The 14,453-nt window shown below is 67.8% G+C and carries 15 protein-coding genes; 11 read left to right on the plus strand and 4 right to left on the minus strand.

Annotation, left to right across the window (positions count from 1 at the left end; all coding sequences use genetic code 11):
* Positions 1-11: 11 nt before the first annotated feature.
* Together ACO2Q5_RS02550 and ACO2Q5_RS02555 are read left to right on the plus strand one after the other, a co-directional pair.
* Positions 12-1,349: an LLM class flavin-dependent oxidoreductase gene (locus tag ACO2Q5_RS02550; protein ID WP_423288020.1), complete on the plus strand. Its 1,338-nt coding sequence runs from the start codon at positions 12-14 to the stop codon at positions 1,347-1,349.
* A gap of 65 nt (positions 1,350-1,414) precedes the next feature.
* A complete protein-coding gene (locus tag ACO2Q5_RS02555) occupies positions 1,415-1,819 on the plus strand; it encodes a DUF2177 family protein (protein ID WP_423288021.1) in 405 nt (134 codons plus the stop codon).
* A gap of 10 nt (positions 1,820-1,829) precedes the next feature.
* On the opposite strand, the gene ACO2Q5_RS02560 is transcribed toward ACO2Q5_RS02555, so the two are convergent.
* From ACO2Q5_RS02560 to ACO2Q5_RS02570, 3 genes are read right to left on the minus strand one after another with little or no spacing between them, the layout of a single operon-like run.
* Positions 1,830-2,567, minus strand: a complete 738-nt coding sequence (locus ACO2Q5_RS02560; RefSeq protein WP_423288022.1) for an SDR family NAD(P)-dependent oxidoreductase — start codon at positions 2,565-2,567, stop codon at positions 1,830-1,832.
* Between the two features lie 5 nt (positions 2,568-2,572).
* Positions 2,573-3,211 (minus strand): ChrR family anti-sigma-E factor, encoded by a 639-nt coding sequence (locus ACO2Q5_RS02565; protein ID WP_423288023.1) that lies wholly within the window; start codon positions 3,209-3,211, stop codon positions 2,573-2,575.
* Positions 3,208-3,804 carry a sigma-70 family RNA polymerase sigma factor gene (locus ACO2Q5_RS02570; protein ID WP_423288024.1) on the minus strand — a complete coding sequence of 199 codons (597 nt, stop codon included), beginning with the start codon at positions 3,802-3,804 and terminating at the stop codon, positions 3,208-3,210. Before ACO2Q5_RS02570 ends, ACO2Q5_RS02565 begins: the two co-directional genes overlap by 4 nt.
* Positions 3,805-4,049: 245 nt before the next feature.
* On the opposite strand from ACO2Q5_RS02570, the gene ACO2Q5_RS02575 reads away from it, so the two are divergent.
* From ACO2Q5_RS02575 to ACO2Q5_RS02585, 3 genes are read left to right on the plus strand one after another with little or no spacing between them, the layout of a single operon-like run.
* Positions 4,050-5,336 (plus strand): NAD(P)/FAD-dependent oxidoreductase, encoded by a 1,287-nt coding sequence (locus ACO2Q5_RS02575; protein WP_423288025.1) that lies wholly within the window; start codon positions 4,050-4,052, stop codon positions 5,334-5,336.
* A 2-nt stretch (positions 5,337-5,338) separates the two neighbouring features.
* Positions 5,339-6,115 (plus strand): DUF1365 domain-containing protein, encoded by a 777-nt coding sequence (locus tag ACO2Q5_RS02580; RefSeq protein ID WP_423288026.1) that lies wholly within the window; start codon positions 5,339-5,341, stop codon positions 6,113-6,115.
* On the plus strand, positions 6,112-7,263 hold the full coding sequence (locus ACO2Q5_RS02585; RefSeq protein WP_423288453.1) for a class I SAM-dependent methyltransferase: 1,152 nt from the start codon (positions 6,112-6,114) through the stop codon (positions 7,261-7,263). Before ACO2Q5_RS02580 ends, ACO2Q5_RS02585 begins: the two co-directional genes overlap by 4 nt.
* Positions 7,264-7,270: 7 nt before the next feature.
* Here ACO2Q5_RS02585 and ACO2Q5_RS02590 read toward each other — a convergent pair whose 3' ends face one another.
* Complete coding sequence (locus ACO2Q5_RS02590; RefSeq protein WP_423288027.1) at positions 7,271-9,211, minus strand: lytic transglycosylase domain-containing protein; 1,941 nt, start codon at positions 9,209-9,211, stop codon at positions 7,271-7,273.
* A 142-nt stretch (positions 9,212-9,353) separates the two neighbouring features.
* On the opposite strand from ACO2Q5_RS02590, the gene dapA reads away from it, so the two are divergent.
* The 6 genes from dapA (at position 9,354) to ACO2Q5_RS02620 (ending at position 14,273) form a co-directional block, all read left to right on the plus strand.
* Complete coding sequence (dapA, locus tag ACO2Q5_RS02595) at positions 9,354-10,229, plus strand: 4-hydroxy-tetrahydrodipicolinate synthase (RefSeq protein WP_423288028.1); 876 nt, start codon at positions 9,354-9,356, stop codon at positions 10,227-10,229.
* Positions 10,210-11,127, plus strand: coding sequence for a DMT family transporter (locus tag ACO2Q5_RS02600; protein WP_423288454.1), 918 nt, complete (start codon positions 10,210-10,212; stop codon positions 11,125-11,127). The genes dapA and ACO2Q5_RS02600 overlap by 20 nt, the downstream gene beginning before the upstream one ends.
* 91 nt (positions 11,128-11,218) lie before the next feature.
* On the plus strand, positions 11,219-11,692 hold the full coding sequence (gene smpB, locus ACO2Q5_RS02605; RefSeq protein WP_423288029.1) for an SsrA-binding protein SmpB: 474 nt from the start codon (positions 11,219-11,221) through the stop codon (positions 11,690-11,692).
* A gap of 114 nt (positions 11,693-11,806) precedes the next feature.
* A complete protein-coding gene (locus ACO2Q5_RS02610; RefSeq protein ID WP_423288030.1) occupies positions 11,807-12,097 on the plus strand; it encodes a hypothetical protein in 291 nt (96 codons plus the stop codon).
* A gap of 103 nt (positions 12,098-12,200) precedes the next feature.
* Positions 12,201-13,085, plus strand: a complete 885-nt coding sequence (gene sseA, locus ACO2Q5_RS02615) for a 3-mercaptopyruvate sulfurtransferase (protein WP_423288031.1) — start codon at positions 12,201-12,203, stop codon at positions 13,083-13,085.
* Between the two features lie 12 nt (positions 13,086-13,097).
* The gene (locus ACO2Q5_RS02620) at positions 13,098-14,273 is read left to right on the plus strand and encodes an aromatic amino acid transaminase (protein WP_423288032.1); all 1,176 of its coding nucleotides are present in this window, start codon (positions 13,098-13,100) and stop codon (positions 14,271-14,273) included.
* Positions 14,274-14,453 lie beyond the last annotated feature (180 nt).

Below are 14,453 nucleotides of genomic sequence, written 5' to 3' on the forward strand. Positions count from 1 at the left end.
GGAGCCGCGCCATGCCGCGCCAGCTGCACCTGAACCTGTTCCTCATGCCGCGCGGTCATCATGAAAGCGCATGGCGCCATCCCGCCTCCTCCGCCCGGTCGCTGACGGATCTGGAGCTTTACGCCGGCGCCGCGAAGATCGCCGAAGCCGCCAAGTTCGACGCGGTGTTTCTGGCCGATGCGCTGGTGGCACAGACGAACGGCGGGCTGGTCGCCTCCGGCGCGCTGGAGCCGATCACGCTTCTGTCGGCACTGGCCGTGCTGACGGAGCGGATCGGGCTGATCGGCACCGCCTCGACCACCTATAGCCTGCCCTATACGCTCGCCCGTCAGTTCGCCACGCTGGACCATCTGTCGAAGGGCCGCGCGGGGTGGAACATCGTCACCTCATGGGCGCCGCAGGCCGGTCTGAATTATGGCCGGTCCGAGGATGTGGGCCATGGCGAACGCTATGCCATCGCCGAGGATTTCGTGCAGGCGGTGGATGCGCTGTGGCGCAGCTTTCCCGCCGCGGCCATTCTGGATGACCGGGCCTCGGGGCGCTATTTCGACCCTGCGCAGGTCCAGCCGGCGCATCACCGCGGGCCGCATTGGCAGGCGCAGGGGCCGCTGAATGTTCCCGGCAGCCCGCAGGGCCGGCCGGTCTATATCCAGGCGGGCCAGTCCGAGGACGGCCGCGCCTTTGCCGCCCGCTGGGCCGAGGCCATTTTCACCGCCCATCTGGGCAAGGACAGCGCCCGCGCCTTCTATACGGATGTGAAATCCCGGGCCGCCGCCTTCGGACGCCGCGCCGATGACATCCTTGTCCTGCCCGGCATCTCGGCCGCCATCGGTTCGACCCAGGCCGAGGCCGACCGCGTGTGGGAGGAGTTGGACGCCCTGACCAGCCCGGAAATCGGCCTTGCCCGGCTGTCGGCGCGGTTCGGCGGGTATGACTTCACCGGCGTGCCGCTGGACCGGCGGCTGAAGGCGTCGGACTTCCCCGATCCGGCCCGGGTCGATGCCTCGAAAAGCCGCGCCACGGGCTATGTCGATCTGGCCCTGCGCGAAGAGCTGACCCTGCGGCAGCTTCTCCAGCGGCTGGCGGGCGCGCGCGGTCATTTCACCCTGGCGGGCACGCCCGAGAAAGTGGCCGATGTGATCGAGGACTGGTTCACATCCGGCGCTGCGGACGGGTTCAACGTGATGCCGCCGATCCTGTATCAGCAGTTCGAGGTCTTCGCACAGGAAGTCGTGCCGATCCTGCAGAAGCGCGGCCTGTTCCGCACCGGATACGAAGGCCGCACCTTGCGCGAACATTTCGGACTGGCCCCAGTGGCCCCCGCAAACCATCTGCGCCTGTCAGCCTGACGGCGGGTGATCCATCCGCGCCCTTTCCCCGTATCCCTTTCAAAGCCGATGCGGGGAAAGGTGCCATGACCCAGATGATCCTCCTTTACCTCGTGACCGTGGTGGTCTTCCTCGGGCTGGATGCCGCGGGGATCAACTGGCTGATCCGCCCGGTGTTCGAACGGCATGTCGGCGGGCTTCTGGCCTCGCCGTTGCGGCTGGGTCCGGCCGCCCTGTTCTATCTGGCCTATGTGGCGGGTGTGCTGTGGTTCGTCTCATGGCCCGCGCTGAAGGAACAGGCGCCGGGTCAGGCCCTGTTCAACGGCATGGTGCTGGGCTTCCTGTGCTACGGCACCTATGAGATGACGAATTATGCCACCCTGCGCGACTGGTCGCTGGAACAGGTGGCGGTGGATCTGACATGGGGCACCTTCCTGACCGGCGTTGCCGCCTGGGCGGGGGTGGCCGCGCTGTCGGGGCGGCTGACCTGAAAAGCGGCCGCTAGCCCATCCGCCGGGTCAGCCGCAGTGCCAGCCCGCGCGGCAGGATGCGCAACAGAGCCACGGCCAGCGTGAACCGTTTCGGGAAATGGATCAGGAACCGCCGCCCGCGCAACCCGCGCAGCACATGGGTGGCGGCCTCTTCCGCGCTGATGATCGCGGGCATCCTGAACGTATTCTTCTCGGTCAGCCGGGACCGCACGAAGCCCGGGCAAACCAGTCGCACATCCACCCGGGGGTGCAGTTCCGCCGCCAAAGTCTCGGCCAGATTGTTCACCGCGGCCTTGGTCGCGGAATAGGGCTGGCCGCCGGGCAGCCCCGTCCAGCCCGCGACCGAGCCGAAAAGCACGAACTGCCCGCCATCGCGGAGCAGCGGCGGGCAGGTCCGCGCCACCTCCAGCGTGCCAAGGATATTGATCTGCACCATCAGGGCGGCCTGCTGCGGGTCGATTTCGGCCACAGGCGCAGGATCATAGACGGCAGCCGTGCAGATCAGCGCGTCCAAAGGCGGCCCGGCGCGCAGATACGCCACCGCATCGGCCAAAGTCTCCGGCCGCGCCAGATCCAGCGGCAGAACCTCGGCCCCGCCACAATCCGCCGCCAGCCGCCGCAGCGCAGCTTCGTCGCGGGCGGACAGGATCAGCCGCGCACCTTCGGCCGACAGCGCGCGTGCGACGGCCTCGCCCATGCCCGCGCTGGCGCCGATGATCCAGACCCGCCGCCCGGCAAAGCCCGCCATCGGCCTCAGATCCGGAAGATCGGCTGCAGCAGCCGCGGAATCATCGCGCGGAACCGCAGCGGCGCATCGGTGGCGGCCAGACAGATGCAGGGCTCCCCCTCGCCTGCCACGGGCTGATGGTCGATCTCGTCATGGGCGCATTCCACATCCCCGCGCGAGAACCGCCCCTCGCAATCCGAAAAGCTGCCCTGCAGCACCAGCGTCATCTCCAGCCCGCGGTGACCATGCTCCGGGACCGCCCGCCCCGGCGGGATGTAAAGCAGCCGAAGCGAGCCTTCGGCATCGTCGGACAGGACCTGTTGCCGGATACCGCCGCCCAGCATCCGCCATTTGGGCGGATTGCCGTCCAGCGCCTCCATCACGGCGGCAGGGAATATCCCCGAAGGACGCGGCCCTGCGGGCGGCGGCGGCGCATCGTCCAGCGCCAGCAGCAGCCGGTCCCGCAGGCCTTCGGCCAGAGGTGCAGCCTCGGAACAGTCAAGAAGCGCGCCGCCGAGGTGATCTTCTGCCTCGGCGGCCGCGCGGCACTCGTCACACAACGAAAGATGCGCGGCCACCACCACGGCAAAGGGCCGCGGCAGACTGCCCGCACAATAGCGGTGCAACAGATCGTCAGAGAGGTGATGGTGGATGATGTTCGTCATGGTTTCAAATCCCGCAGCTCTTGCCGCAGTCGTTCAAGGCCCAGCCGGATGCGCGATTTTATCGTGCCAAGCGGCAGGCCGGTCAGTTCGCTGATCCGGCTGTGGGCTAGGTCTTCCATATAGGCCTGTTGCAGCACCCGGTTCTGTTCGGGCGACAGCTTGCCCAAAGCGGCGCGCAGCCGGGCCGCCTCCTGCGCCAGACCAAGGATCTGCGCGGCATCCGGCTCGCTGCCCTCCGGCTCCTCGACCACATCAGGCAGCGGCGGCGGCCTGCGGCGGGCCAGATCAATCTGACGATTGCGCGCGATGCGGTAAATCCACGCGCTTGCCTCGGCCCGGTGGGGGTCGAACTGCGCCGCCTTGTGCCAGACGGCCAGCATCACATCCTGCACGACATCCTCGGCACTGCCGTCGCGCAACCCGCCACGCATCAGCATGGCCTTCAGCCGCGGGCCGAAATGGTCGAACAATTGCCCGAAAGCCTCGCGGTCGCGGCGGTCGCGCACCGCCAGCAGGGCCAGCGTCATCGCGCGCGCAGCGTCGGCGGGGCGCGCGGGGTCTGGCCCGGTCTCTTCGGGCGGGGGGCTGGTCATGCAGGTCATCTCCGCGATCAAACCGATGTGACCTGCCTGCACCTCGCTGCGCAAGCCCCCGGCCACCGTCTGGTCCGTCTCAACAAAGGGTCTGTCATGATCCACCGTCATGGCGGGGATACGGCGCCCTGCGCGGGATGGATCACCCGCAGGGGGAATTTTCCGCAAGGCGGCAGATTGCACTGATCCGGGCCGGATCAGGCTGCGTAACCCTTTGGAGAACCCGCAAAGACGGAGAAAGACCCATGCCCTTCGACCTGACCCGCGGCGCCCCGCAGCGCATCGCCATCATCGGCGGCGGGATCGCGGGGCTGTCGGCCGCCTGGGCGCTGGCCCCGCACCACCATGTCACCCTGTATGAAGGCGAGGGGCGGTTGGGCGGCCATGCCCGCACCGTTCTGGCCGGGCGACGCGGCGATCAGGCGGTCGATACCGGATTCATCGTGTTCAACTATGTGAACTATCCGCATCTGACCGCCTTGTTCCGCGATCTGGATGTGCCGGTCGAGAAAAGCAACATGAGCTTCGGCGTCTCGCTGAATGGCGGACGGCTGGAATATGCGCTGCGGTCGGGTGACGCGCTGTTCGGGCAGCGGCGCAATCTGCTGTCACCGGGCTTTCACGGCATGATCCGCGACATCCTGCGCTTCAACGCCGGGGCCGAGACGGCAGCCCGCGGGCGACCCGATCTGAGCATCGGCGCGCTGCTGGAGGAGATGCGGCTGGGACAAAGGTTCCGAGACAACTACCTTTTCCCGATCTGCGGCGCGATCTGGTCCACGCCAGCCTCGGGCATCGGCGCCTATCCTGCCGAGGCGCTGATCCGCTTCATGCGCAACCATGCGCTGATGACGGCGGGTGGCCAGCACCAGTGGTGGACCGTCACCGGGGGCAGCCGGAACTATGTCTGGCGGCTGGAGGCGGCGCTTCTGCGCGCGGGCGTGCAGATCCGCACCGGCGCGCAGGTCACGGCAGTGCAGCGCGATGATGCGGGGGTGACGGTGCAAGGTGCCGATTTCCCCGCCGAACGCTATGATCAGGTGGTCTTTGCCAGCCCGGCCGACCGGACGCTGGCGATGCTGGCCGATGCAACGCCCGAGGAGCGCGCGGCCCTTGGCGCCATCCGGTTCCAGCCGAACCGCGTGGTGCTGCACTGCGATCCGGCCGTCATGCCGCAGCGCAAAAGATGCTGGAGCGCATGGGTCTACCGCACCGACACCCCCGGCCCGGCGGGCAGCGGGGTCGGGGTCAGCTACTGGATGAACCGGCTGCAGAACATCCCCGAGGATGACCCGCTTTTCGTCTCGCTGAACCCCGAAATCCCGCTGCGGGAGGAGGCGATCTATGACGAGGTGACCTTCCGCCACCCGGTTTTTGACCATGGCGCGCTGCAGGCGCAGGACGCGATTGCCGGGCTTCAGGGCCAGCGCCGCAGCTGGTTCGCGGGCGCGTGGCTGCGCAACGGGTTTCACGAAGACGGTTTCGCCAGCACCCTTCGTGTCGCGCGGCGGCTGCTGCCCGAGAAGGTGTGACCATGACGCTGACCCAGCGGCTGCAACGGGGGGAGGTGCTGCATATGGTCGCCACCGTCACCCATGCGCGCCGCGGGCCGTTGCGCCATGCGTTCCGGTACGGCACCGATTACCTGCTGCTGGCGCCGGAAACGGCATGGGGTCCGGCCCTTTTCTCGCGCAACCGCTGGAACCTTTTGTCGGTCCATGACCGCGACCACGGCGGCCCGCGCGGCGCGGGAACCGGGGCCGCGTGGGCGCGCGATCAGTTCGCCCGGGCCGGTCTGTCGGTGCAGCCGGATGACACGATGGCGCTTCTGACGCAGCCGCGGCTTCTGGGCCATTGGTTCACCCCGGTCAGCTTCTGGCTGGTGCTGCGGGGCGATGCGCTGGTTTCGGCGATTGCCGAGGTCAACAACACCTTCGGCCAGCGCCATTCCTATCTGTGCCGCCCTCCGGGCGATGACCCGATCACGCCGCAGGATACAATCCGGGCGGAGAAGGTCTTTCACGTCTCGCCCTTTCAGGATGTGGCGGGGGAATACCGCTTCAACTTTGCGCTGTCGCCGGACCATCTGGCCCTGCGCATCGGCCACAGGAACGGCGATCAGGGGCTGGATGCCGCCATGGCCGGGCCGCTGAAACCGCTAACCAACCGCGGCGCGCTGGCCGCCTCTCTGCGCCGGCCCGGGGGCAGCCTGCGGGTGCTGGCGCTGATCTACTGGAACGCGCTCCGCCTGAAACTGAAAGGCGCGCGCTACCGCCGCCTGCCCGCCCCCCCCAAACAGGAGATCACCTGATGCCCTTCGCGCGCCTGATCGAACGCCGCTTCCTTGCCGCGCTGGAGGGGGTGCAGCACGGTCGCCTGCGGCTGACCCTGCCCGATGGCAGCAGCCATGTCTTCGGGCAGGGGCAAGAGGTCGATCTGGTCATCCGGGATCGCGCCGTCCTGACCGCCATCGCCGCCCGCGGGGATGTGGGTCTGGGCGAGACCTGGGTCGCCGGTCTTTGGGAGACCTCCGATCTGGAGGGGCTCTTGTCGCTGGCCCTGCGCAACATCGACCGGCTGTCCGCCTTTGCCGAGCCGCGCGGGCTGGACCGGCTGCGGATGCTGATCGGGGACCGGCTGTTCCGGCTGAACTCGCTGCGCGGATCGTCGCGCAACATCCGCGCGCATTACGATGTGGGCAACGAATTCTACCAGCTCTGGCTGGACCGGGGGATGACCTATTCCTCGGCGATCTTCGCGCCGGGCGACGATCTGGAACAGGCACAGGACCGCAAGAACGACCGCATCCTGTCGCGTCTTGGCCCGGGCGAACGCGTGCTGGAAATCGGCTGCGGCTGGGGCGGCTTTGCCGAAGCCGCAGCCGGCCGCGGCCGCCATGTCACGGGCTTGACCCTGTCGCCGTCGCAAAAGGGCTATGCCGATGCGCGGCTGGACGGGCGGGCCGACATCCGGCTGCAGGATTACCGGCAGGTACAGGGCACCTATGACAACATCGTCTCGATCGAGATGATCGAGGCCGTGGGCGAACGCTACTGGCCCACCTATTTCGCCACGCTGAAGGCCCGGCTGGCCGAAGGCGGGCGGGCGCTGGTGCAGGCGATCACGGTGCCGGATGCGGAATTCTCGCTCTATCGCCGCCGGTCGGATTTCATCCGTCAGCACACCTTTCCCGGCGGCATGCTGCCCTGCAATGCGGTGATCCAGCGCGAGGCGGCCCGCGCCGGTCTGGCGCTGCGCGATACCTTTGCCTTTGGCGAGGATTACGCGCGGACCTGCCGGATCTGGGCGGAGCGGATGCTGGCCGAACGGCCGCGCATCCTGCGCTTCGGCTATGACCAGCGGTTCCTGCGCAGCTGGCAATTCTATCTGGAGGGCTGCGCCGCCACCTTCGCCACCGGCCGCACCGATGTGGTGCAGCTGGAACTGGCGCACGCCTGACGGGCCCTCATCCCTTCAGTTCGGCCGTGATGCGGATGGGGCCGGCCTCGCCCTTCAGCTTGGCCCGGTAGATCACAACGCCTTCGACCACCCGCATCACATAGGTGCGGGTTTCGCCGAAAGGGATGGTCTCGACCCAGTCCACCACATCCACATCCGCCTGCCGCGGGTCACCGAATTCGGTGATCCAGCGGCGCGGACGCCCCGGCCCGGCATTATAGCCCGAGGCGACCAGCGCGATGGCGGGACCGAACTCTTCAACCATGCGGCCCAGATAGGCCGCGCCCACCGTCACGTTGAAAGCCGGGTCCGTCAGCAGGCGGCCGGGCGTGTACTCCAGCCCGATGTCGCGGGCCATGCGCTGGCCCGTCTCCGGCAACACCTGCATCAGCCCCTGGGCATTGGCATGGGACCGGGCAGCAGGGTCGAATTCGCTTTCCCGCCGCGCAATGGCCAGCGCCAGTGCCCGGCTGACGGCCAGACCGTCTGGCACAAAGGCAGGCACCGGGAAGTAGGCCCAAGGGATGATCGCCCCCCGCTCGGCCGCCTGTTTGGCGATCAAGAGGGCAATGTTCGGCTCCTGCATCTGCATGGCCATATCGGCCAACTGCACCCGTTCGGCATCGGTCAGGCCTTCCCCCAGATGCAGGAAGAACCGCTTCGCCAGCGCCCGGTCGCCCGCCGCCGCCAGAAGCCGTCCCGCCGCCAGAACCGAAGACCCGGCAAACCGTGCCTGCCGCCAGTCGGCCGGACGCTTGTCCTCCAGCAAAGCGGGGTTCAGCGGCAGGTCCAGCTTTTCGGCGGCCAAAAGGCCATAATAGGCGGTCTGGTGCCGCGCGGCCGACAGGAAATGCGATTCCGCCGCCTCGACATTGCCGCGCGCCTCTTCGGCGCGGCCCTGCCAATAGGCGGCGCGCGACAGGCTGATGGGGGTGGACACGCCCGCCAGCAGATGGCTGAAATGCTGAAGCGCCGTGTCGGGCTGGTTCAGCCGGCGCAAAGCGATGAAACCGGCCAGAAACTCCAGATCCGCATAAGAGGCGCCCGCGCTCAGCCCATGGGCCGCCGCGATCTTGTAGGCATCCGCCGCCCGACCCTGCCGCATCAGCCAGCGCGCCAGAAGCGCCCGCCGTTCGGCCCAGGCCTCGGGCCGACCCAGCCGGTCCGCCGGTTGCGCCAGCAAAAGCGCCGCGGCATCTTCATAAAGGTCGCGCCGCATCCGCCAGACAAAGCGTTCATAGGCCAGCCCCGGATCATCGGCGAGCGCAGGCGGCACCGCCTTGATCAGCGCATCCACACCGTTCTCATCGGCCCGCAGCGCCATCCGCGCCCGGGCCAGCGCCTGCACATCCGTGGGCACACGCGGCAGCATCCGCAGCGCCTCGGCCCGGCGGCCCGCCCATAGCAGGTTTTCCAGCCGCAGCCGGTCTGCCGCGGCCACCGCCTCCGGCAGAAGCGCGATCAGCGCCTTTTCTTCGTCAGAGGTAAAGGCCAGGTCGGCCCAGGCCCGCATCGCCTCGGTCTCGGCATTGGCACGGTCGCCCTGTGCCAAAAGCGCCCGGACCAATGCAATGGCACCCTCGGCCGTGGCCGGGGCCTCCTTGCCGAAGAACCCTGCCACACGCGCGGGCGTCGTGGATCGCGCCGCCGCCGCTTCTCCCTTCTGCTTGAGCAGAGGCAGGCCGGGCCAATCGGGGCGGCGGGCCAGAAAATCCTCGTAATCGCCCAGGGTTCCGGTGCCGTCACGCAGCATGGTCCACAGGACAACATCGCGTCCGACGCCCGACGGTGCCACCGCCAGCGCCCCGTCCCAGTCCTTGGTGGCCATCAGCTGCAGCGCGGTCTTCATCGCCTGCACCTCATCGGCGCGGGCGGACAGGGCGGGCATCAGCGCAAAGAGCACGGCCACGGGCCGCAGGAGGAGATGCAGACGGACGATCAGGGACATGGGCCGAAATCTGCCAAAGGCGGGCACCGGCCACAACCCACGTTCCCGTCAGCACCGCCGCTTGGCAAGTCTTCGCCGCAGGGATATGGAGGGCGCGTTCGACACGGGGCGACTCTGCCCCCCATACGAGGAGATGCGTGCCATGATCCAGGGATCGATTCCCGCGCTGGTGACGCCGTTCAAGAACGGCGAACTGGATATGGATACGCTGAAAAAACTCGTGGACTGGCAGATCGAGCAGGGCTCGACCGGCCTTGTCCCGGTGGGGACGACGGGTGAAAGCCCCACGCTCAGCCATGAAGAGCATGAAACCGTGGTCGAGGCGGTGGTGAAGTTCGCTGCGGGCCGGGTGCCGGTCATCGCGGGGGCGGGCTCGAACAACACGGTCGAAGGCATTCGGCTGATCCAGCATGCCGAACGGGTCGGCGCCGATGCCGCACTGGTCGTGACGCCCTATTACAACAGGCCGACGCAGGCCGGGCTTTATGCGCATTTCAAGGCGCTGCACGATTGCTGCAATCTGCCCATCATCATCTACAACATCCCCGGCCGGTCGGTCGTGGACATGACGCCCGAGACGATGGGCCGTCTGGCCGCGCTGCCCCGGATCATCGGGGTGAAGGATGCCACCGGCAAGATCGAGCGGGTGTCGATGCAGCGCGCCAGCTGCGGCCCCGATTTCATCCAGCTTTCGGGCGAGGATGCCACCGCGCTTGGCTTCAACGCGCATGGCGGCACGGGCTGCATTTCGGTCACCGCGAATGTGGCACCGAAGCTGTGTGCCGAATTCCAGCAGGCCACCCTGCGCGGCGACTATCGCACCGCGCTGGAATATCAGGACCGGCTGATGCCGTTGCATGAGGCGATCTTTATCGAACCGGGACTGGCGGGCGCCAAATACGGCCTGTCTCTTCTGGGCCGCTGCGCCGAGGATGTGCGCCTGCCGCTGGTCGGGCTGACCGACGGCACCAAGGAACGCATCCGTGCGGCGATGGTTCATGCCGGGCTCATCAACTAAAACCGCACCGCAGGCCGGGCTGTCGCCCGACCTGAAGGGCGCGCTTCTGATGACCCTCTCGATGGCGGGATTCGCCGTCGAGGATATGTTCATCAAGCTGGCCTCCCGGCAGATGCCGGTGGGTCAGGTCATGGCGATCATGGGCTTCACCGGGGCGCTGGTCTTTGCGCTGATGTCGCTGCGCGCGCGGGAGCAGGCGGTCCCGCGTGCCTTTCTGCTGCCCGGCCTGATGGTCCGTTCCGCGTTCGAGATCGGCGGGCGGCTGTTCTATGCGCTGGCCATCGCGCTGACGCCCTTGTCCACCACCTCGGCCATATTGCAGGCCACGCCGCTGGTGGTGATCGCGGGCGCGGCGGTGCTGTTTCACGAACCCGTCGGCTGGCGCCGGTGGGCCGCCGTGCTGGTGGGCTTTGCCGGGGTCATGCTGATCCTGCAACCGGGGGCTGGCGGATTTTCCGCGCTGTCGCTGCTGGCAGTGGCCGGGATGCTGGGCTTTGCCGGGCGCGATCTGGCCACCCGGGCCGCACCCAGGGTGCTGTCCAACCGCCAGCTGGGCACCATCGGCTTTGCCATGCTGGGGGTGGCCGGGCTGATCGTGCTGGCTTTCACCGGCGGGCTGGTCTGGCCCGCGCCGCAGGGCTGGGCCTTCCTTGCGGGCTGCACGGGCTTTGGCATCGTGGGCTATCACGCGCTGACCGGGGCGATGCGGACGGGCAGCGTGGCCGCGGTCACGCCCTTCCGCTATACTAGGCTGATCTTCGCGTTGATCCTTGCGGTTCTGGTGGTGGGTGAACGCCCGGGGCCGGAGGTGCTGGCCGGATCGGCCCTTGTGGTGCTGGCCGGGGTCTATGGCCTGACCCGCAGCCGCCGCGCCGATGCCATGGCCGGGCGGGGCTGATCCGCACAGTCCCATTCTCGACGGGCCCATTCTCACAGGCCCATTCTGCTGACTGGACAGATGCGGCCTGCGCGCCTATCTCATCGCTATCATGGTTCAGAAATCCGACCCCAATTCCAAACTGATTGCTGAAAACCGGCGGGCCCGCTTCGATTACCATATCGAAAGCGATCTGGAGGCCGGTATCATTCTGGAAGGGTCCGAGGTGAAAAGCCTGCGGCAGGGCGGGTCCAACATCGCCGACAGCTATGCCAGCGTCGAGGGCGGAGAGCTGTGGCTGATCAACGGCTATATCGCCCCCTACCGCGAGGCGAAGACCTGGGGCCATGAGGAGCGGCGGCGGCGCAAGCTGCTGGTCTCGCGGCGGGAACTGTCGCGGCTGTGGTCGGCCACTGCGCGCGAAGGCATGACACTGGTGCCGATCCGCATGTATTTCAACGACCGTGGCATCGTGAAGCTGAAGCTGGGCATCGCCAAGGGCAAGAAACTGGCCGACAAGCGCGAAACCAGCGCCAAGCGCGACTGGGACCGCCAGAAGGCCCGCCTGCTGAAACAGGGCGTCTGATCCCGGTTCGGGGGAACGAAACCCCTTCCTTCCCCTGCCCCGACGCCGCCCGCTGCGCGATCCTTGGCCCATCTCCGCCGGGCAAAGGGCCTGCGGACAGGACAGGGGCAAGATATGGAACTCATCCTTCAGCTAATCGCGGGCGCCGTCGGCGGCAATCTGGCGGGCAAGGGCGTAAAGCCGGTGGACATGGGCACGCTGCTGAACACGGTGGTCGGGCTGGTCGGCGGCCTGGGGGGCGGACAGCTTCTGGGGATGCTGGGCCTTACCGGCGCGGGTGAGGCGGCGGCGGCCGCGGGCAATCTTGATATTGCAGCCATCGTGCAAAGCATCCTTGGCGGCGGCGTGGGTGGGGGTGCGCTGGTCGCCATCATCGGCACATTGAAGAAGGCGCTGGTGAAATAACGCCGCATCTGCGGGTCGGGCGGCATGCACCGGCCCGCACACCCTTGCGCCGCGGGCCGCAGGGGCTATAGGGACGGGAGATTCCCGTTGCCCCGAGACCGCCATGCCGCTCATGCCTTCTCCCGCCGACGATCCCAGAACGCTGGTCTCGACCCAATGGCTGGCCCAGCACCTGCGTGACCCCGATCTGCGCATTCTGGATGCCAGCTGGTATCTGCCCGGCTCGGCCCGGGATGCGAAGGCGGAATATGCCGCCGCCCATATCCCCGGCGCGCGCTTCTTCGACATCGACGAATTGTCAGACCAGCGCAGCACCCTGCCCCATATGGCGCCCCCCATCGAAAAATTCATGAGCCGCCTGCGCGCCATGGGCGTGGGCGACGGGCATCAGGTGGTGGTCTATGACGGCTCCGGCCTGTTCTCGGCCGCGCGCGTCTGGTGGCTGTTCCGGCTGATGGGCAAGATGGATGTGGCCGTGCTGGACGGCGGCCTTCCCAAATGGCAGGCCGAAGGGCATGAGACCGAGGACCTGCCCCCGGTGATCCGCGACCGCCACATGACCGTGCAGCGCCAGAACCATCTGGTGCGCGACGTGACGCAGGTGGCCCATGCCGCGAAACTGGGTCAGGCCGAGGTGATCGACGCCCGTGGCGCCGCCCGCTTTGCCGGTGAAGCGCCCGAACCGCGCCCCGGCCTGCGCGCGGGCCATATCCCCGGCGCCCGCAACGTGCCCTATGACAGCGTGCTGAACCCCGGTGGCACGATGAAAGACCCCGCCGCCCTGCGCGCGGTGTTCGAAGCCGCGGGCGTGGACCTGTCAAAGCCTGCCATCACCTCCTGCGGATCGGGCGTCACCGCCGCCGTGCTTGCGCTGGCGCTGGAGCGGATCGGCCACCGCAACTGGTCGCTCTATGACGGGTCCTGGGCGGAATGGGGCATGTATGAAGATCTGCCGGTCGAAACCGGACCGGCGCAGCCGCGACCCTGAAAGGAAGGGCAAATGCTCGAGGCTCTGAACCCGCAGCCGCAGGACAAGATCCTGCAACTGATCGCCATGTTCCGCGAGGATGCGCGGACTGACAAGATCGACCTTGGCGTCGGCGTCTACAAGGACGCCACTGGCCTGACCCCGGTCATGCGCGCGATCAAGGCGGCCGAGAAAAAGCTTTGGGAGACCGAGACGACCAAGACCTACACCGGGCTTGCAGGCGAACCCGCCTATAACGCCGCCATGGTGCAGCTGATCCTTGGTGCGGGCTTTGCCGACCGCGCGGCCTCCATCGCCACACCCGGCGGCACCGGCGCCATCCGGCAGGCGCTGGAGCTGATCCGCATGGCCAATCCGGCGGCCAAGGTCTGGCTCTCGGCGCCGACCTGGCCGAACCACCCGTCCATCGTGAAGTTCCTTGGCATGCCGATGGCGGAATACCGCTATTTCGACGTCGCCAGCTCGGGCATCGACTTCGCCGGGCTGATGGCCGATCTGGCGGGCGTGGCTGCGGGAGATGCGGTCCTGCTGCACGGCTGCTGCCACAACCCGACCGGCGCCAACCTGACGCCCGCGCAATGGGATGAGGTGATCGCCCTTCTGCAGGCCAAGAAGGCCGTGCCCTTCGTCGATCTGGCCTATCAGGGCTTTGGCGACGGGCTGGATGCCGATGCCGAAGCGACCCGCAAGGTGGCGGCGGCTTTCCCCGAGGTGCTGATCGCCGCCTCCTGCTCCAAGAACTTCGGCATCTACCGCGAACGGACCGGCGTCCTGATCGCCCTGACCTCGCCCGAGCGCAAGGCGGTGGTGCAAGGCAACCTGAACTTCCTGAACCGGCAGAACTACAGCTTCCCGCCCGATCACGGCGCACGTCTGGTGACGATGATCCTGGAAGATGCCGCCCTGACCGCCGACTGGAAAGCCGAGCTGGAAGAGACCCGGCTCAACATGCTGACCCTGCGCCAGCAACTGGCCGACGAGTTGCGCAAGGCCACCAATTCGGACCGTTTCGACTTCGTCGCCCATCACCGCGGCATGTTCAGCCGCCTGGGCCTGACCGAAGCACAGGTCGTCCGCCTGCGGGAAGAGGCCGGGATCTACATGGTCGGCGACAGCCGCATCAACATTGCCGGGCTGAACGCGCAGACCGTGCCGGTGCTGGCCCGCGCCATCGCCGCGGTTCTCTGAGCCTCACCCGCGGCGGGGGCGCTGCCCCCGCACCCCCGGGATATTTGGACCAGTATGAAATACTTTGTGCTTTCATACTGGGGACCAATATCCCCGCCGGAGGCACGCCGAGCCGGTTGGCGCTTGCGCCAGAGGCGAGAAAAAGCAGTGCCGCGGCCCCGGAACGGGGCGGCGGCTCCG

Origin of the sequence: Neotabrizicola sp. VNH66, from assembly GCF_049445895.1 — a bacterium.
In the GTDB taxonomy this organism is placed as follows: domain Bacteria; phylum Pseudomonadota; class Alphaproteobacteria; order Rhodobacterales; family Rhodobacteraceae; genus Pseudogemmobacter.